This is a genomic window from Microbacterium sp. NPDC007973, from assembly GCF_042958465.1.
In the GTDB taxonomy this organism is placed as follows: Bacteria; Actinomycetota; Actinomycetes; order Actinomycetales; family Microbacteriaceae; genus Microbacterium; species Microbacterium galbum.
In genome coordinates this window covers 41,131-59,715 of sequence record NZ_JBIBJJ010000005.1, presented here as the reverse complement: position 1 = coordinate 59,715, position 18,585 = coordinate 41,131, and the positions used below count along the sequence as shown (strand labels likewise).

Annotated in this window: 15 protein-coding genes; 14 read left to right on the top strand and 1 reads right to left on the bottom strand. The window is 70.8% G+C overall.

Translation table 11 applies throughout. The features are described from left to right. The first annotated feature begins 84 nt into the window (after positions 1–84). The 10 genes from ACFZA2_RS16625 to ACFZA2_RS16580 all read left to right on the top strand — a co-directional run bounded on the left by ACFZA2_RS16625 (position 85) and on the right by ACFZA2_RS16580 (position 12,637). Positions 85–1,671, top strand: a complete 1,587-nt coding sequence (locus ACFZA2_RS16625) for an ABC transporter substrate-binding protein (RefSeq protein ID WP_391407037.1) — start codon at positions 85–87, stop codon at positions 1,669–1,671. 1 nt (position 1,672) lies between these two features. Beyond that, a complete protein-coding gene (locus tag ACFZA2_RS16620) occupies positions 1,673–2,716 on the top strand; it encodes an ABC transporter permease (protein ID WP_391407035.1) in 1,044 nt (347 codons plus the stop codon). A 3-nt stretch (positions 2,717–2,719) separates the two neighbouring features. Beyond that, on the top strand, positions 2,720–4,489 hold the full coding sequence (locus tag ACFZA2_RS16615; RefSeq protein WP_391407033.1) for a dipeptide/oligopeptide/nickel ABC transporter permease/ATP-binding protein: 1,770 nt from the start codon (positions 2,720–2,722) through the stop codon (positions 4,487–4,489). Then, positions 4,486–5,256, top strand: a complete 771-nt coding sequence (locus ACFZA2_RS16610; RefSeq protein ID WP_315994532.1) for an ABC transporter ATP-binding protein — start codon at positions 4,486–4,488, stop codon at positions 5,254–5,256. The genes ACFZA2_RS16615 and ACFZA2_RS16610 overlap by 4 nt, the downstream gene beginning before the upstream one ends. Further along, complete coding sequence (locus ACFZA2_RS16605) at positions 5,253–6,440, top strand: M20 family metallopeptidase (RefSeq protein ID WP_391407031.1); 1,188 nt, start codon at positions 5,253–5,255, stop codon at positions 6,438–6,440. The genes ACFZA2_RS16610 and ACFZA2_RS16605 overlap by 4 nt, the downstream gene beginning before the upstream one ends. A gap of 7 nt (positions 6,441–6,447) precedes the next feature. After that, positions 6,448–8,250 carry a helix-turn-helix domain-containing protein gene (locus tag ACFZA2_RS16600; RefSeq protein ID WP_391407029.1) on the top strand — a complete coding sequence of 601 codons (1,803 nt, stop codon included), beginning with the start codon at positions 6,448–6,450 and terminating at the stop codon, positions 8,248–8,250. Between the two features lie 121 nt (positions 8,251–8,371). Then, positions 8,372–9,646 (top strand): hydroxymethylglutaryl-CoA reductase, degradative, encoded by a 1,275-nt coding sequence (locus tag ACFZA2_RS16595; RefSeq protein WP_391407027.1) that lies wholly within the window; start codon positions 8,372–8,374, stop codon positions 9,644–9,646. After that, complete coding sequence (locus tag ACFZA2_RS16590) at positions 9,643–10,608, top strand: hydroxymethylglutaryl-CoA lyase (RefSeq protein WP_391407025.1); 966 nt, start codon at positions 9,643–9,645, stop codon at positions 10,606–10,608. Before ACFZA2_RS16595 ends, ACFZA2_RS16590 begins: the two co-directional genes overlap by 4 nt. Then, a complete protein-coding gene (locus tag ACFZA2_RS16585; RefSeq protein WP_391407023.1) occupies positions 10,605–11,834 on the top strand; it encodes a CaiB/BaiF CoA transferase family protein in 1,230 nt (409 codons plus the stop codon). Before ACFZA2_RS16590 ends, ACFZA2_RS16585 begins: the two co-directional genes overlap by 4 nt. Further along, positions 11,831–12,637: a MaoC family dehydratase N-terminal domain-containing protein gene (locus ACFZA2_RS16580; RefSeq protein ID WP_391407021.1), complete on the top strand. Its 807-nt coding sequence runs from the start codon at positions 11,831–11,833 to the stop codon at positions 12,635–12,637. Before ACFZA2_RS16585 ends, ACFZA2_RS16580 begins: the two co-directional genes overlap by 4 nt. A 141-nt stretch (positions 12,638–12,778) precedes the next feature. Here the strand turns inward: ACFZA2_RS16580 and ACFZA2_RS16575 are convergent, their stop codons facing one another. Next, positions 12,779–13,339, bottom strand: coding sequence for a flavin reductase family protein (locus tag ACFZA2_RS16575; protein ID WP_315994539.1), 561 nt, complete (start codon positions 13,337–13,339; stop codon positions 12,779–12,781). Between the two features lie 484 nt (positions 13,340–13,823). Here ACFZA2_RS16575 and ACFZA2_RS16570 point away from each other — a divergent pair, with 484 nt between their 5' ends. The 4 genes from ACFZA2_RS16570 to ACFZA2_RS16555 all read left to right on the top strand — a co-directional run bounded on the left by ACFZA2_RS16570 (position 13,824) and on the right by ACFZA2_RS16555 (position 18,557). Next, on the top strand, positions 13,824–14,801 hold the full coding sequence (locus ACFZA2_RS16570) for an ABC transporter substrate-binding protein (protein ID WP_391407018.1): 978 nt from the start codon (positions 13,824–13,826) through the stop codon (positions 14,799–14,801). 119 nt (positions 14,802–14,920) lie between these two features. After that, positions 14,921–16,498, top strand: coding sequence for a sugar ABC transporter ATP-binding protein (locus ACFZA2_RS16565; RefSeq protein ID WP_391407016.1), 1,578 nt, complete (start codon positions 14,921–14,923; stop codon positions 16,496–16,498). Further along, a complete protein-coding gene (locus tag ACFZA2_RS16560) occupies positions 16,495–17,538 on the top strand; it encodes an ABC transporter permease (protein ID WP_391407014.1) in 1,044 nt (347 codons plus the stop codon). Before ACFZA2_RS16565 ends, ACFZA2_RS16560 begins: the two co-directional genes overlap by 4 nt. Further along, a complete protein-coding gene (locus ACFZA2_RS16555) occupies positions 17,538–18,557 on the top strand; it encodes a sugar ABC transporter permease YjfF (protein ID WP_391407012.1) in 1,020 nt (339 codons plus the stop codon). Before ACFZA2_RS16560 ends, ACFZA2_RS16555 begins: the two co-directional genes overlap by 1 nt. The last annotated feature ends 28 nt before the right edge of the window (positions 18,558–18,585 follow it).

The following is an 18,585-nucleotide window of genomic DNA, read 5'->3' as shown; positions in this document are numbered from 1 at the left end:
CACGCCCGCACCACCCACCCGCACCACCCCTCGAGCACCACGTCTGGCACCACTGACGCTTCACCCGAATCAAGGAGCAAGGCCATGAAACGCAGCACCCTCGTCCCGGCGGCCGCCGGGGCCGCCCTCCTCGCACTGACACTGGCGTCGTGCGCCGCGCCGTCCGACAACGGGGGAGGTGGGGGCTCGGTCGTCTCGGGCGGCACGTTCGTCAAAGCGATCAGCGACGACCCGGGCGACCTCGACCCGATGAAGACGGTCTCTCCCGACACGTTCGACGTGGTCACGATCGCCTACGAGTCGCTCATCTACGTCACTCCCGACGGCGGGTACGAGCCCTGGCTCGCCGAGAGCTGGACCGACGAGGGCACCTCCGCCACCTTCACCCTGAAAGACGGCATCACCTGCGCCGACGGCTCGCCGTTCACCGGGCAGACCGTCGCCGACAACCTCAACTACAACGCCGACCCGGCGAACGCGACCTTCTCGTACGGCACGGTCATCACCGAGGCCGTCTCTGCCACCGCCGAGGGCAACGTCGTCACGGTCACCAGCACCGTCAACGACCCGTTCCTGGCGGTCAACCTCGGCTCGATCATGATGGTCTGCGATGCGGGCCTCGCCGACATCGCCTCGCTGTCCGACACCACCGACGGCACCGGTCTGTTCCAGCTCAGCGAAGCCCGACCGGGCGATGCCTACGTCTTCACCAAGCGCGACGGGTACACCTGGGGCCCGTACGGGGTCACCGGCGACACCGAGGGCCTCCCGGACACGATCGAGGCCCGCATCGTGCCCGACCAGAGCACCGTCACCAACCTCCTGCTCTCCGGCGAGCTGAACACCGGTGTGGTCACCGGTCCCGACCAGGACCGTCTCGAGGGTGCGGGCATCGAGTACACGGGTGTGCGCAACCCCGTCGGACAGATCCTCTTCAACGAGCGGGAGGGACGACCGTTCTCCGACCCGCTCGTGCGTGAGGCGCTGTCGACCGCGATCAACCGCGACGAGGTCGGACCGGTCATCGCCGGGGCGACGGGACTGCCCTCCAGCGGTCTCGTCATGAAGACGCCCCTCCTGTGCGTGCAGGACCCGCCGGGCTGGTCCCTGCCGGCGACCGACCTCGGTCGCGCCGCGGACCTGCTCGACGAGGCCGGCTGGACCCTCGGTTCCGACGGCATCCGCCAGAAGAACGGCCAACCGTTGACGGTGAAGTTCATCTACGACGCGCCGACCGCTTCGCACGCCCCCGCCGCGGAGCTCGTCAAGGAGACCTGGGACAAGCTCGGCGTCGTCACCGAACTGTCGGCCAACGACGCCGCAGCGTGGTCGGACCAGCTCTACACGAGCTTCGATTGGGACACGGGCTGGGTGCAGATCGCCCCGGGCAGCCCCGTCGTGCTCGACCTGTTCTTCGGGGGAGCGACCCCCGATCAGGGCGGTCTGAATTTCATGTTCGTCGACAACCCGGAGTACAACGCCCTCGCCGCTCAGGCGAAGACCGCGACGCCGGATGCCGCGTGCGGACTCTGGCAGCAGGCCGAGAAGGAACTGATCGACCGCTTCGACACCTTCCCGGTGATCGACAACATCCTGCCGAACTACATGAGCGGCGCGACCTTCGAGCAGCCGAACTTCCTCAACCCGACCTCGATCCGGATGCAGGGCTGACATGACCGCGACCCCTCCGCCCGCCGTCGCCGACCTGGCCGGCGCCCCCACCGCGGCCCTCGCGGTGCGGGCGGAGGGGCGCGCGCCCGTCCCGCGGCTGTCGCCCCGGGCGACCTTCCTCCTGCGCCGTCTCGGCCGCCTCCTCGTCTCGCTCGTCGTGGTGGTCGTGGCCTCGTTCTTCCTCGTGCATCTCGTGCCGGGCGACCCCGTGCGGGCGGCCCTCGGCATCCAGGCCTCGCCCGAGCTCGTCGCCGCGACCCGCGCCGAGCTCGGTCTCGACAAGCCGATCCCGGTGCAGTTCCTCGACTACGTGACGAACCTCCTGCGCGGCGACTTCGGCGAGTCGATCCGCACCGGTCGGTCGGTCGCCGAGACGATCGGGCAGCGTTTCCCGGCGACCGTCACCCTCGGCGTGCTGAGCTTCCTCGTTGCTCTGTTCGCCGCGGTGCCGCTCGGCATCGGCGCGGCCGTCGCCCTCCAGCGTCCCGGCCGGAGGGTGGCCGACGCCGCGATCTCGGGAGTCCTCGGCATGCTCATCGCGGTTCCCGGCTTCCTGCTGGCCGTCGGGCTGATCGCCCTCTTCGCGGTGCAGCTGAGATGGCTGCCCGCGGCCGGGTGGGGCACGCCCCAGGATGCCGTTCTCCCCGTGCTGGCGCTCGCTCTCGGCCCCATGGCGTACCTCGCCCGCATCGTGCAGGTGGAGATGTCGGGCGTGCTCGGTGCCACCTACATGACCACCGCGCGTGCGAAGCGCCTGCCCGGACACCTCGTCTACCTGCGTCACGCGCTGCCGAACATCATCACCGCCTCGCTCACGGTGAGCGGTCTGCTGCTGAGCGGGATGATCGCCGGCACGGTCCTCATCGAGACGGTGTTCGCGATCCCCGGCATGGGCGGGGTCATGGTGCCCGCGGTCGGGGCCAAGGACTACCCGATCGTGCAGGGGCTCGTCATCGTGTACGCCCTCATCATCCTCGGCGTGAACCTTCTCGTCGATCTCATCCTCGTGACCGTCGACCCGCGGTCCTCGATCACGGAGGGCTGAACCGTGACCTGGCGCTCCCGTCTGCTGTCCCCCTCGGGCATCGCCGCCGTCATCGGCGTGCTGCTCTTCCTCTTCCTCACGATCGCGGGGCCGGTGCTCTTCCTCGCCGCGGCCGAGACCTCGAACGTGCCCGATCGCCTGCTCGCGCCCAGCCCCGCCCACCCGTTCGGCACCGACGACCTGGGCCGAGACATCTTCTCGCGGGTGCTCGTCGCTGCGCGCGTGTCGATCCTGCTCACCCTCGGGGCGACGGTGGTGTCGACCATCGGCGGCATCGCCTACGGGCTCATCGCCGTCATCCTGCCCCGCCACGTGCGACGCCTGGCGACGGGACTGCTCGACATCCTGCTGGCGTTCCCGTGGTTGCTCATGGTGCTCTTCTTCACCGTGATCTGGGGCGCGAGCGCGATGAGCGCGATGTTCGCGATCGGCATCTCCGGCATCCCCTTCATGGCCCGTCTGGTCTACAACCTCGCCTCCTCGGTGTCGGGCCGCGACTACGTGCGCGCGGCGCGGGTCGTGGGCGTCGGGCCGATCGGCATCCTGGTCCGGCACATCCTGCCCAACATCGCCAACCCGCTCTTCGTGAACGCCGCGGCCACCGCGAGCGTGACCCTGCTGTCGTTCGCGGGTCTGTCGTTCCTCGGACTCGGTGTGCAGGCCCCCGAGTACGACTGGGGGCGTCTGCTGCAGGACGGCATCACGCGCATCTACGTCAACCCGCTCGCCGCCATCGGCCCGGGCATCGCTGTCGTCCTCGCGGGCCTGGTCTTCACCTTCGTGAGCGAGGCGCTGTCGGACACCCGCGGAGGCGGCCGGGGTGCCGTGGCCCGGCGGGCGCTGGGAGCGGTCGCTCCCACCCGCCGCGCGGGAATGGCCGCGACACCGCGTCAGCCTCTCGCGGTCGGCGAACCGGTCGCCGAGATCGCCGACCTCCGCGTGGCCTTCGCCACGGCCGACGGGGGCGAGGTGGAACGCGTGAAGGGCGTGAGTCTGCGGATCCTCCCCGGCGAGGTCGTCGGCATCGTCGGCGAGTCGGGATCGGGCAAATCGCTCACGGCGATGGCGCTTGCGGGGCTGCTCGGCCCGGACGCACGTATCGCCACGACCGCGCACACCTTCGACGGCATCGACATGACCCGGCCGCTGAGCGCGGTCGATCGTTCGACGCTGGGCGTGGAGCTGGGGATGGTGTTCCAAGACCCGCTCACCTCGCTCAACCCGGCGCTGACCATCGGCCGGCAGCTCACCGAGGTCCCCGAGGTGCACCTGAAGATGTCGCGAGCAGATGCGCGTGCGCATGCCGCCGCCGCCCTCGAGGCGGTCGGCATCGCGGATGCCCCGCGGCGACTGTCGCAGTACCCGCACCAGTTCAGCGGCGGCATGCGCCAGCGCGCCATGATCGGGCAGGCCCTGACCGGCCGACCGAAGCTCATCATCGCCGACGAACCGACGACGGCGCTCGACGTCACGGTGCAGCGCCAGGTGATGGGCGTGCTCCGGCGCGCGCAGACCGACACGGGAGCGGCGATCGTGTTCATCTCGCACGACATCGCACTGGTCTCGGCCTTCTGCGACCGGGTGCTCGTCATGAAGGACGGTGTCGTCGTGGAGGAGCTCGATGCGCAACGCATCCGCGAAGACGCGACCCACCCCTACTCCCGCGCGCTCATCGCGTGCCTGCCCGACATGACGTCCGACCGCACCCGCCCGCTTCCGGTGATCCCGCCGGATGTCGCGGCATCCGCGCTCGCCGAGGAGGTGGGGGTGTGAACGCCCTCGAGATCGATCACCTGTCCGTGCGGTACGGCCGCGTCACCGTCGTCGACGACGTATCCCTGGTCGTCCCCGCCGGTCGGACGCTGGGGCTCGTCGGGGAATCCGGGTCGGGCAAGAGCACGATCGCCGCCGCCGCGGTGGGCCTCGTGCCGCCCGCGACCGGCGAAGTGCGCGCCGACGGGGTCGTGGCATCCGGTCGAGGAGCGGCGGCGCGCGCCGCGCGCCGGCGTCTCCAACTCGTCTTCCAGGACCCGTTCTCCGCCCTCGACCCCCGCATGAGCATCGGCGACTCCATCGCCGAGGCCCTCCGGGCGAGCGGTCGGACGTTCTCGCGCGACGCCCGCGTGGAGCGCGTGCGGGAGCTGCTGACGCTCGTGCACCTCGACCCCGACCGCGCCGGTGACACACCGGCCGCGTTCTCGGGCGGTCAGCGCCAGCGGGTGACGATCGCCCGGGCGCTCGCCGGCGAGCCCCGCGTGCTCATCGCGGACGAGGTCACGAGCGCTCTCGACGTGTCCGTGCAGGGCGCGATCCTCAACCTCTTGAGGGAACTCCAGGAGAATCTCGGGCTCTCGATGCTCTTCATCTCCCACAACCTCGCCGTCGTCCGCTACATCAGCGACGAGATCGCCGTCATGCGTCACGGCCGTATCGTCGAGTCGGGGCCCACCGAGCAGCTGCTGGCCGCGCCCACCGAGCGGTACACGCTCGATCTGCTCGACGCCGTGCCCGTGCTCGGGGTGCGGATGGCGGCCGGATGAACGGCTTCGCCGACGCGGCGTCGGCGCTCGTCCCCGAGCTGGTCGCCGTCCGGCGTGAGCTCCACGCCGTCGCCGAGATCGGCCTGCACCTGCCCGAGACTCAGGCCTTGCTGCTCCGCGAGCTCGACGGCCTCGGGCTCGAGGTCTCCGTCGGCGCGGGACTGTCGTCGGTCACCGCGGTGCTCCGCGGGGCACGCCCCGGGCCCGTGGTGCTGCTGCGAGCCGACATGGACGCCCTTCCCGTGGCAGAGGCGACGGGACTGCCGTTCGCGTCTCCGCGCGCGACGATGCACGCGTGCGGCCACGACCTGCACATGGCGGGGTTGCTCGGTGCCGTCCGCCTTCTCGCCGCCCGCCGCGGGGAGCTCCCGGGTGCCGTGGTCTTCATGTTCCAGCCGGGCGAGGAGGGATACGCCGGCGCGCGCCTGATTATCGAGGAGGGCGTGCTGGATGCCGCGGGCGACACGCCCGTGGCCGCCTACGCGCTGCACGTCGACACGATGACCGACGCGGGGACGTTCGTCACCCGCCCCGGCCCGATGATGGCGAGCGTGAGCGCGGCGACCCTGACCCTGCGCGGCACGGGCGGGCATGCGGCGATGCCGCACCAGGGGGTCGACCCGGTGCCCGTGGCCGCGGAGCTGGTGCTCGCGGTGCAGACGTTCGGTGCCCGCCGTCTCCCCGCGACCGACCCCGCGGTGCTGTCGGTGACCGGCATCCGCAGCGACTCGGCGGCCGGGAACGTGCTCAGCGAGACGGTGACGCTGGTGCTCAACGTGCGGACGTTCTCGGAGAGCACCCGCGCCCGCGTGCGCGACGACCTGCCGGCGCTCCTCGCGGGGATCGCGAACGCGTACGGGTGCACCCTCGAGATCGATTGGGTCGATTCGTACCCCGTGACGGTGAACGATGCCGACGAGACCGCCGTCGTGCTCGATGCGCTGCGTTCCGCCCACGGTCCGGAGCGGGTGCGGGTGCTCGAGGCCCCGTCGCCCGCATCCGAGGATTTCGCGTACGTGCTCGAACGCGTGCCGGGTGTGCTCGTCTTCCTCGGCGTCGCACCCGCGGAGGGGCGGGCGCCGCTGCACTCCGATCGCGCGGTGTTCGACGACGGGCAGCTCGGGCTGCACGCGGCGACGCTCGCCGGCCTGGCGTGGGACCGGGTGCACCGGCGCGGGCGCTGAGGTCGACATGCTCCACCCCGCCGCAGAGCCCGGCCCCGAGACCCCGCTGCCGGACCCTGCCGCGCCCGCCCCGGCCGCCGCATCGGACCCGCCACCGCCCACCGCCGCCGACGTCGCCGCGCTGCGCCGTCGCACCGGTGAGCTGGCCGCGCTCTACGCCAGTGCGCGGGAGCTCGCGGCGATGCGCGACGCGGACGCGGTGCTCGAACGCCTCGTCGACCGGGCGCACGAGCTGCTCGCGGCCGACGTCGCGTATCTCTCGGAGTTCGATGAGACCGACGCGACCTTGCGGGTCCGTGCCACGCGCGGGACAGTGACTGCTGCCTTGCGCGGCCTTGTCGTCCCGCCCGGTCGCGGGCTCGTGGGTGCCATCGCCGAGTCGCGGATGCCGCACGCGGTGCGCCGCTACGACGCGGTGGATCCGGACCGGCACACGACGGGCATCGACGCGGCGGTCGCGGGGGAGGGGATCGTCTCGATGCTCGGGGTGCCGCTGCTCTCCGAGGATCGCGTGCTCGGCGTGCTTTTCGTCGCCGAGCGCCGCGAGCGTGCGTTCGGACCCGACGACACCGCTCTGCTGGCCGCCTTGGCCGACCATGCCTCGGTCGTCCTGCAGACCGCCGCCGCCCTCGCCGACGCCCGCCGACAGGCCGAGCGCGCCCGCGCGGCGGCTGCCGAACTGACGGCGCACGTCGCCGCGCGCGACCGCGCGAACCGCGTGCATCGCGAGCTCGTCGACGCGGTGCTGGCCGGGGGTGGGCTCGCGCCGGTGGCGACCGCGCTCTCGGTCGCGCTGCAGGCGCCGGTGGCGATCCTGGACGCCCCCGGCAGGGTGCGCGCGATGCATGGCGACGCCTCCGACGCGCTCATCGACGCGGCCCGCAGCGGTGACGACACGGATGCCGGTGTGTCGGTGATCAGCCCGATCGCCGCCGGCGGACGCGGCCTCGGGGCGATCGTCGTGGGTCCGTCCGCGCGAGAGCTCGACGACGTCGACCGACGCACGATCGAGCGGGCCGGTCAGGTCGCCGCCCTTCTCGCCCTCTCCGAGGAGGCGGTCGCGGAGACCGATCACCGCCAGCGTTCCGATCTGCTGGTCGACCTCGTCACCGCCTCCGCGCAGCGCCGGGCCGACGTCGTCGCCGCGCTGCGCCGTTCGGGCATCGATGAACAGGTGCTCGGCGCCGTGACGGCGCTGGCCGTGACCGGGGAGCGCCGCGCCGCGGCCGCTCGCGCCCTCGCGCACCACCTCGGACAGACGGCGCTGGTCGGCGAGCTCGACGGACTCGTGGTCGCGGCGCACGCCGCACCCCTCGACGCGGAGTCGTTCCGGCAGCTGCGCGTTGCGATGGATCTCGACGTCCTCGCCGTGACGACCGTCGCCGCACCCGACGGCATCGCCGCCGCCGCGCGCGACGTGCGGGCGACGGTCGCCCTGGCCCGCGCTCTCGGCCTGCGCAACGCCCTGGTCGGAGTCGACGAACTCCTCCCGTACGCCGCCGCGATCGGCGCCGACCGGCGCGCTCTCGACGCGTTCCTCGACTCCGCCCTGGGCGCCGTGCGGCGCCACGACGGCGCGCGGGGCAGCGAGCTCCTCGCGACCCTGCGCGCGTTCGTGCAGCACGGCGCGAGCCCGACCCGCACGGCTCGGGCCCTGACGTTCCACACCAACACGATCCTGCAGCGACTCGAGAAGCTCGACGCTCTGCTCGGGGAGGGCTGGCGCGACGACGAGCGCTTCTTCCGCCTGTCGATCGCGGTGCGCCTCGACGACCTGCGCGAGCGTCTGGAGCGCGACGGCGATGGGTGAGACACCCACTCGCGCGATCGTCCGATGTGTCGTGGGTCCGTACCGCGCGGTTCGACGTCGACCTAGCGTCGAGGGGACGCCGCGGTCGACGCGGCACCCTCCCGTCCGCGAAGGAGCCCGCGTGACCCCCTCCAGCCGACTTCCCGGTCTGCGCGACCACACCCCGCTCGAACGACGTCGTCTCGTCGCGGAGGCCGCGGGTCTCGACCCCGACCGCCTCGTCGCGCTCGACCCCGCCGAGGGGCTGTCGCTCTCGCACGCGGATCACCTGGTGGAGAACGTCGTCGGTCTCCTCGGCATCCCCGTCGGCATCGCCACGAACTTCCGCATCGACGGGGTCGACCGACTCGTCCCGATGGCGACCGAGGAGCCCTCGGTCGTGGCCGCCGCGTCGAACGCTGCGCGGATGGCCCGCGCGACCGGGGGTTTCTCCACCTCGTCGACCGGAGACGTGATGATCGCCCAGGTGCAGGTGCTCGACGCGGTCGACCCCGAGGGCGCGCGCCTCCGCCTCCTCGAGGCGCGCGACGAGCTGCTCGCCCTCGCGGATGCGCAGGACCCGATGCTCGTGTCCCTCGGCGGCGGCGCGATCGACATCTCGGTGCGCACCCTGCTCACGCGCGTCGGAACGCAGGTCATCCTGCACCTGCACGTCGACGTGCGGGATGCCATGGGCGCGAACGCCGTGAACACGATGGCCGAGGCGCTGGCGCCGCGCATCGCCGAGATCGCGGGCGCCCGCACCCTCCTGCGCATCCTGACGAACAAGGCCGACCGTCGCCTCACCCGCGCCCGGGCCGTCTTCTCCGCCGACCTGCTCGGCGGCGCGCAGGTCGTCGCCGACATCGAGGCGGCGAGCGCGTTCGCCGAGGCCGACGCGTACCGCGCAGCCACCCACAACAAGGGCATCATGAACGGCATCACCGCCGTCGTCCTGGCCACCGGCAACGACACCCGGGCCGTGGAGGCCGGATGCCATTCGCACGCCGCGCGGGAGGGGGCCTATCGCGCGCTCTCGCGTTTCGAGCGCAACGCCGACGGCGATCTCGTCGGCACGCTCGAGGTGCCCCTCGCGGTGGGACTGGTCGGCGGGGCCACCCGCGCCCACCCCACGGCACGTGCCGCGGTGGAGCTGCTGGGGATCACGACGGCACGCGAGCTCGCCGCGACGATCGCCGCGGTGGGTCTCGCGCAGAACCTCGCGGCGTGCCGGGCGCTGGCCGCGGAGGGGATCCAGCGCGGGCACATGACCCTGCACGCCCGGACGATCGCGGCGAGCGCGGGCGCGGAGGTGGGCGAGATCGCCGAGGTCGCCGCCCGGATCGTCGCCGACGACCGCATCCGAGTCGAGTACGCCGCCGAGGTGCTCGCCCAGCTGCGCGGGCGGTCCTCGTGAGTGCGCCGGCCCCGCGACGAGCCCCGCACCGTGTCCCGACGGAGGGGCTGCCCGTCGAGGTCACCGTGTACGAGGTGGGTCCGCGTGACGGACTCCAGGCCGAGACCGATGTCATCCCCACCGCCGTCAAATCCGAGCTGTGCGCGCGCTTGTATGCCGCCGGGACGCGGGCGCTCGAGATCACCAGCTTCGTACCGCCGGCATGGATCCCGCAGCTCGCCGACGCGCGCGAGGTCGCGGCGTCCCTCCGCCCGCCCGAGGGGGCGCGTGCCGTCGCGCTGGTGCCCAACCGTCGGGGTCTCGACGACGCCCTCGCCGCCGGGGTGCGCGAGATGGCGGTCGTGGTGAGCGCGACCGAGTCCTTCGCCCGCGCGAACCTGAACACCGACCGCGCGGGGACGATCGCCCGCGCGGTCGCGGTGCTCGGCGACGCGCGATTCGTCGGCGTTCCGGCGCGCGGGTACGTCTCGATGGCGTTCGGTGATCCGTGGGAGGGCGACGTCGACATCGCCGCCGTCGTCGAGGCCGCCGTCGCGCTGCACTCCGCCGGGTGCCGCACGATCGCCCTCGGTGACACCATCGGCGTGGCCACGGCGGGGCACATCGATCGGGTCGTCGAAGCGGTGGCGGATGCCGGCATCCCCCGCTCCGCGCTCGCTCTGCACCTGCACGACACGTACGGTCAGGCGCTCGCCAACGTGCTCGCGGGCCTCCAGGCCGGGGTGAGCGAGTTCGACGCGTCCGTGGGCGGACTCGGCCGATGCCCGTACGCTCCCGGAGCAACGGGCAATCTCGCGACCGAAGACCTCGTCTGGATGCTCGAGGGTCTCGGCATCCGCACCGGCCTCGACATCGAGGCGCTCGCGCGCACGAGCGCCTGGTTGGCCGGTGTGCGGGGTCGCCCGCACGCGTCGCGCGTCGCCCACGCCCTGACCACCACCTCGGAGGAGCACCCCGCATGACCGACCCCCTCGTCCCCGGCACCGGCGCGCTCGGCGGTGTCGTCGTGCTCGACCTCTCCCGCGTGCTCGCGGGTCCCTACGCGGCGCAGATGCTCGCCGATCTGGGGGCGACGGTCGTCAAGATCGAGAACCCCCGCGACCCCGATGTCTCGCGCGGCTTCCCGCCGTACCTCAGCGACGGCGACGAGGAGTTCAGCGGGTACTACGCCCAGTACAACCGCGGCAAGCTCGGGGTCGGCCTCGACCTCGCCGCCCCGGGCGGCGTCGAGGCGCTCATCGACCTCGTGCGCAGCGCCGACATCCTCGTCGAGAACTTCCGCCCCGGCACGATGGACAAGCTCGGCGTCGGCTACGACGTGCTGCGCGAGGTGAACCCCCGGCTCGTGTACGTCGCCGTCTCGGGGTACGGGCAGACGGGGTCGCGCAGTCGTCGGCCCGCGTTCGACAACACCGCGCAGGCCGCGGGCGGCCTGTGGTCGATGAACGGGTACCCCGACCAGCCGCCGGTGCGCGTGGGGGTCACGATCGGCGATCTGTCGGCGACGCTGTTCGCCGTCGTGGGCGCCCTCGCCGCCCTCCGTCACGCGGAGCGCACGGGGGAGGGGCAGCTCGTCGATGTCGCTCAGGTCGACAGCGTTCTCGCGCTCACCGAGACCGCGGTCGTCGACTACACGGTGCGCGGCGTCGAGGCCGCCCCCGCGGGTAACGAGCACGCCTGGGTGCGCCCGTACGAGCTTTTCCACTGCGCCGACGGCCAGGTGTTCTTCGGCGCGTACACCGACAAGCTGTGGCGCGCGAGCTGCGTGCTCTTCGGGGCGTCCGAGGTCGCCGACGACCCCGAGATCGACACGATGCGCAAGAGGTTCGACCCCGAGGTCTACGCGCGGCGCGTCAAACCGCTCGTCTCGGCGTGGCTGGCCCCGCACACCAAGGCGGAGCTCGAGGAGATGGCGGGCGATGTCATCCCGCTGACCGCCGTCAAGACGATCGGTGAGGTGGTCGACGATCCCGGGACCGCCGAGCGCGACATGATCGTCGAGGCCGACTACGGCACGCTGGGAACCCTGCGCATGTTCGGCCAGCCCATCAAACTCGGCGCGACCCCCGCGACGCCGGCGCGCGTCGCGAACCGCTTCGCGGAGCACTCCGACGTCGTTCTCACCGCGCTCGCCGGTTACGACGCCGAGCGCCTCGCCGTTCTGCGGGCATCGGGCGCCCTGTCGTGAGCGTCGTCCGCACGGGGATCCTGGATGCTGCTCCGGCCGAGGCGTATCGCGGGACCTTCGCGGCGGCCGATCCGGTACGGTCCATCGGCGACGAGCTCCCGCCGGGCTGGGAGGGCGTGTACTTCCCGTTCGCGGTGTCGCTCGACGACCTGCGCGCCGACGGCACGCCCGCTCGCGACGGCATCCTGCCCGAGATCGACCTGCCGCGTCGGATGTACGCGGGCGAAGACACGGCGTTCGAGGGGGAGCTCCGTCTCGGCGACGAGGTGACGCAGACGGCGGCCGCGGGGTCCGTCATCGAGAAGACCGGCGCGAGCGGGCGCCTCGTCTTCGCCGACATCGAGCGCACCTACGCCGTCGACGGCGCGGTCGTGGTGCGCAGCAGGTGGCATGACGTGTTCCTCGGCGCACCCTCGACCCCCGCCCGCGCGCCGCGCACCGACCCCACCGTCGCCGCCGAGGCCGCGTGGATCGAGACGGCGACCCTCGACGCGCGCCGCCTCTTCCGCTTCTCGGCCCTCACCTTCAACACGCACCTCGTGCACTACGACCGCCGGTGGGCGCACGAGGTCGAGGGGCTGCCCGACCTGCTGGTGCACGGGCCGTTGCTGCGCATCCTGCTCGTGGATGCCGCCCGTCGGCACGCCCCTGATCGGCGTATCGCCGCCCTACGGGTGCGCGTGACCTCGCCGGCGTTCGTCGATCAGCCGATCCGCCTGTGCGGCACAGTCGACGCCGCACGCGTCGTGGCCGTGGGGCACGGCGACGTCGTCCTGGCGACGGCCGAGATCACCTTCGCCTGAGTTCCGTCGCAGCCGCGCGCGCCGGATGCGCTGATCCGCCAGGGCCCGGGATGTCGTCGGTCGCGCCTCGGTCGTTCCGAGCTCGAGCTCAGCGGAATGCCGCGGCCGAGCTGCGGCAGGCCGGAACCGACGGCGGAGCGGTCAGTCCAACCGCGAGTGCTCGCCCAGGCGGTGCCACGTGCGGTTGTGGTAGACCAGCGCGGCTCCCGGCTCGCCCGGTTCGAGGTCGCGCTCCACGTCGACCTGCAGGGCCTGGGCGGCGATCACGGTGGAGCCGCCGGCATCCATGCGGCTGACGATCTTGCAGCGCAGCCACGCACGCACGCCGTGGTACACCGGCTCGCCCGTCGCGAGGCGCGACCAGGTCGACGTGTCGGCGAAACGGTCGAGCCCGCTGGTGGCGGCGGTGCGGGCGAGGCCGATGTCCTCCGCGTCGAGCAGGTGCACCACGATCGTGTCGGCGGCGATGATGGTCGGCGTCGCCGACGACAGGGCCGAGACCGAGAAGATGAGCAGCGGCGGGTCGGCGCTGACCGACGACACGCTCGAGGCGGTGAGGGCGACGGGGCCGTTCTCGCCGTAGGCGGTGATGACCGCGATGCCGCCCGGGTGGCCGCGGAACGCGCGCTTGAAGTCGTCCGCCGAGACCGAGGTGCCGATGGCGGGCGTGCTCTCCGGGGTGCTGTGCGGAAGCGAAGTCATACCTACGACGGTAATCCCTGCATCCCGAGCCGGCATCGGAGCAGCAACATCACGAAACACGGGCCCGGACGCCGCGGCACGTCGGGTGCGTCGGGGCGCGGTCCCCGGCATCCCGTCGACGATCGTCGCCCCGATGCTCTCGTCATGGCGAGCGACATGTATAGAGGAGAGCCCGTCGTCGTCGTCTCGCCGGGGGTCCCGACGACGCGAGGTCTGCCAGTCGCGGCGCACCGGCGCCGTCGGAGCCGCTCGCCGTCCCTCGAGCGACCATGTGCGATCCGCCACGGAGCGCAGACACGGTCCGATCCCGGGCGCCTCATGTGAGGCTTCACATCATCGCGACAGCAGGTTTTCCGTGATCCATTCGTTGCGAAGATTTTCTTGACAGCGCGCGTCGTGTGAGCGCTAACATTCAGGAACGGCTCACCCGAGAGCTGCATCACATGACCCGGCACAGTGGCCGGCGAAACGAGGAGGTTTCACCATGAAGGCGAAGAAGATCATCGCGGGGGTCGCATTCCTGGGCGCGCTCGCCCTGACGGCGACCGGTTGCGCGGGCGGTGCCCCGGGCGGCAATGGCGGTGGCGACGGCGTCATCACGGTCGGTTTCGCGCAGACGGGCTCGGAGAGCGGCTGGCGCAGCGCGAACACCGAGTCCATGAAGGAGGCGTTCAGCGAGGCCAACGGCTTCAACCTGATCTTCAACGCCGCCGACAACAAGCCCGAGGCGCAGATCGCCGCGGTCCGCAGCTTCATCAACCAGGGCGTCGATGCCATCGTGCTCGCCCCCATCGTCACCGACGGCTGGGACGACGTGCTGAAGGAGGCGAAGGATGCAAACATCCCCGTCATCCTCGAAGACCGCACGGTTTCGGCCTCCGAAGACCTGTACGCCAGCTGGATCGGCCTCGACTTCAAGAAGGAGGGCGAGACCGCTGGCAAGTGGGTCGCCGACAACTTCGGCTCCACGCCCACCAACCTTGTCGTCCTCGAGGGCACCACGGGTTCGTCGGCCGCGACCGACCGCGCGTCGGGCTTCGACTCGGCTATCGCCGGAACCGACATCAAGGTGCTCGACTCCCAGACGGGTAACTTCACCCGCGCCGACGGTAAGACCGTCATGGAGGGCTTCCTCCAGAAGTACGGTTCCCAGATCAACGTGCTCTTCGCCCACAACGACGACATGGGCCTCGGAGCCCTCGAGGCCATCAAGGCCGCGGGCCTCAAGCCCGGCACCGACATCAAGATCGTCACGATCGACGCGGTGAAGGACGGCATGACGGCTCTGTCGAACGGCGAGTTCAACTACATCGTCGAGTGCAACCCGCTCCTCGGAGAGAAGACGGCCGAGGTCGTCAAGAAGGTCGTGGCCGGCGAGTCCGTCGACAAGAGCTACATCGTCGAGGACCAGGCATTCGACCAGGAGCAGGCCAAGAAGGTCCTGGACAGCCGCCCCTACTGATCCAGGCATCCCCCCGCGGACGGTGCCTCCCCCGACGCCCGACGCACCCTCCCGGTGTGCGGGGCCGGTTCGCTCGACCGGCCCCGCACACCCCATGACTCTTCAGAAAGCGGTCGGACATGACTTCCGAACGTGCTGCCGTCGTCGACATGCGCGGCATCAGCATCCAATTCCCCGGAGTGAAGGCGCTCGACGGCGTCGACTTCAGGCTCTACGCCGGCGAGGTGCATTCCCTCATGGGGGAGAACGGCGCTGGCAAGTCCACCCTCATCAAGGCCCTGACCGGCGTGTACGGAATCGATGAAGGCGTCATCCGGGTCGACGGACAGGAGCGGCAGTTCCGCTCCACCGCCGACGCGCAGACGGCCGGTATCGCGACCGTCTACCAAGAGGTCAACCTCTGCCAGAACCTCACGGTCGGCGAGAACGTCATGCTCGGAAACGAGATCCGCCGTGCCGGGTTGCTCGACTGGAAGGCCACCCATACCGCAGCGGCGAGATACCTTGCGGAGCTGGGCGTGCACATCGACACCCGATCGATCCTCGCCAGCCATTCCATCGCGGTCCAGCAGCTCGTCGCCATCAGCCGCGCCATGGTCGTCGACACCAAGGTGCTCGTGCTCGACGAGCCCACTTCCAGCCTCGACCGGGGCGAGGTCGAGCAGCTGTTCGGCGTCATCCGCGACCTCCGCGACCGCGGCGTCGCAATCCTGTTCGTGTCGCACTTCCTCGACCAGATCTACGAGATCTCCGACCGCCTCACGGTGCTGCGCAACGGGACACTCGTCGGCGAGTACTCCATCCAAGAGCTCGGTCGTGAACAGCTCGTCGCCAAGATGATCGGTCGAGAACTGGGCGAACTGGATGCCATTTCCGCCAGCGCCGAACGTGCGATCGACCGGTCCGGCACCCCCGTCCTACACGCCACGTCGCTCGCGCGGAAGAATGCCCTCGAGCCGGTGGACCTCGACGTGTATCCGGGCGAGGTCGTCGGTCTCGCTGGCCTCCTCGGTTCGGGACGCACCGAGCTCGCTCGGCTCATCGCCGGCGCCGACCGTGCCGACGATGGGCAGATCGACGTCAGCGGAACCGGCGCTCGACTCGGCTCTCCCCGCCACGCCCTCGACCGTGGCGTCGCGTTCTCCTCCGAGGACCGGCGCGCCGAAGGAATCGTCGGCGATCTGACGGTGGCCGAGAACATCATCCTGGGTGTGCAGGCCCGTCGTGGCGCGCTACGCAAGATCGGCGCAGCCGAGAAGCAGGCCATCGTCGACGAGTACATCACCGCGCTTGGAGTACGTCCCGCCAACCCGAACGCGCTCATCCGCAACCTGTCGGGTGGCAACCAGCAGAAGGTGCTGCTCGCGCGCTGGCTCGCCACCGCTCCAGAACTGCTGATCCTCGACGAGCCGACCCGCGGCATCGACGTCGGAGCCAAGGCGGATATCCAGCGCAAGGTCGCCGAGCTCGCCGAGAAGGGGCTCGCCGTCATCTTCATCTCCTCGGAGCTCGAAGAGGTGCTGCGTCTCGCGCAGCGGGTCGCGGTCCTGCGCGACCGTCGTAAGATCGGCGAGCTGGCCACCCGCGACGTCGACCTCGACGGACTCGTGTCCTACATCGCCCAGGGGCAGCCCGATGAGGCTGCGCCGCAGCTCGCCCCCGAGACACTGTCGTCCGATCGGGAGAAGATCGCATGAAGAAGTTCCTCACGCACCGCCTCGTCTGGCCCATTGCGGCCCTGCTCGCGCTGATCGCCGTCAATACGATCTCGCGGCCGTCGTTCCTCAGCATCACAATGCAGAACGGCCAGTTCTACGGATCGCTGATCGACATCCTGCGCAATAGCGCGCCGCTCATGCTCGTCGCACTCGGGATGACGCTCGTCATCGCCACACGCGGCATCGACCTGTCGGTCGGTGCGATCATGGCCGTCTCGGGAGCCGTCGCGCTGACCGTGATCGAAGGCTCGCCCGAACCCGGCAACCCCGGCGTGGTGTTCACGGCCATTGCGGCGGCCGTGGGGGTGGCGTTGCTGCTCGGCATCTGGAACGGCTTCCTCGTGTCGGTCCTCGGCATCCAGCCCATCATCGCCACCCTGGTCCTGATGCTCGCCGGTCGCGGTGTCGCCCTGCTCATCACCGGCGGTTTCATCACCACGATCAACAGCGACCCCTACAAGTTCATCGCCGGCGGATACGTGCTGGGCCTGCCCTTCGCGTTCTTCGTCGCGGTCTTCGCGGTGGTCGTCGTCGGCGTCCTCGAGCGTCGGACGGCGCTGGGCATGCTGACCGAGGCCGTCGGCATCAACCCCGAGGCGAGTCGCCTCGCCGGCGTCCGCTCGCGCGGCATCATCTGGGGCGCCTACATCGCCAGCGGTGCGCTGGCGGGTATCGCCGGCATCCTTTACAGCTCGAACATCATGGCCGCCGACGCCAACGCCGCCGGTCTCTACATCGAACTGGATGCCATCCTGGCGGTCGTCCTGGGCGGCACGTCGCTCGCCGGCGGCAAGTTCAGCCTGGCCGGAACCGTCGTCGGCGTGTTCACCATTCAGACGCTGAAGAGCACGATCACCTTCTTGGGCGTCCCGCCCGCCGTCAGCCCGGTGTTCATGGCCGCGGCCGTGCTCATCGTCGTGCTCCTGCAGTCGGCTCGGTTCCGCGCTTTCTTTCACACGGCCGGTCGTAGCGCCCTCCGCCCCCTCACCCGACGTCCTGACGCAAAGGTGCTGTCCTGATGACCTCTCTCATCGAAGAACGGCGCGTCGCGTCGTCGCCCGCGGGCTCTTACCGCCGGTTCCTCAGCCGCCACATCTCGTGGGTTCCCGTGTTCGCTGCCGTCATCATCCTCGTGCTGATGATCGCGGGGTCCATGTGGTACTTCCCAAATTTCCAGCTCAACCGGATCATCTCGTCGATCCTGCTCGACAACGCCTACCTGCTCGTCCTCGCGGTCGGCATGACCTTCGTCATCCTGACCGGCGGCATCGATCTCTCGGTCGGAGCGGTGATGGCCTTCACCGGCATCCTCTGCGCGAAGATGCTCGGCGACGGAGTGCCGGTAGCGGTCGCCGTCCCGGCGATGGTGGTGATCGGGGCCGCGATCGGTCTGCTGATCGGCGTCTTGGTGCAGTTCTTCGACGTTCAGCCGTTCATCGCATCGCTCGTGGGCATGTTCCTCGCCCGCGGCCTCGCCTTCGTGGTCAGCCTCGAGTCGATCAAGGTCGAGAACGACGGTCTGCTGTGGCTGCAGTCCACTCGCTTCTCGTTCGCGGGCTGGTACATCACACCGACGGGCATCATCGCCCTGCTCACGGTCGCGATCGCCGCCTTCGTGCTGCGCTACACCCGCTTCGGACGCACGGTCTACGCGGTGGGCGGTAACGAGCAGTCGGCCCGTCTCATGGGCCTGCCTGTCGTCCGGGCCAAGCTGTCGGTGTACGTCATCAGCGGCGTGTGCGCCGGGCTCGCGGGCATCGTCCTGACCGCGTACTCCGGTGCCGGGTACCCGCTGAACGGTGTGGGAACCGAACTCGATACGATCGCCGCCGTCGTTATCGGCGGCACGCTTCTCACCGGCGGCAGTGGATTCGTCGTCGGTTCCATGATCGGCGTGTTCGTCTACGGCCTCATCCGCACGATCATCTCCTTCTCCGGAGCGGAACAGTCCTGGACGCGCATCACCGTCGGTGCCCTCCTGTTGCTCTTCGTGGTCGTGCAGCGAGTGATCGTCTCGCGTTCCGCTTTGAGTCGCTGACAGTCGAACCGCAGCAACGAAACTCCCG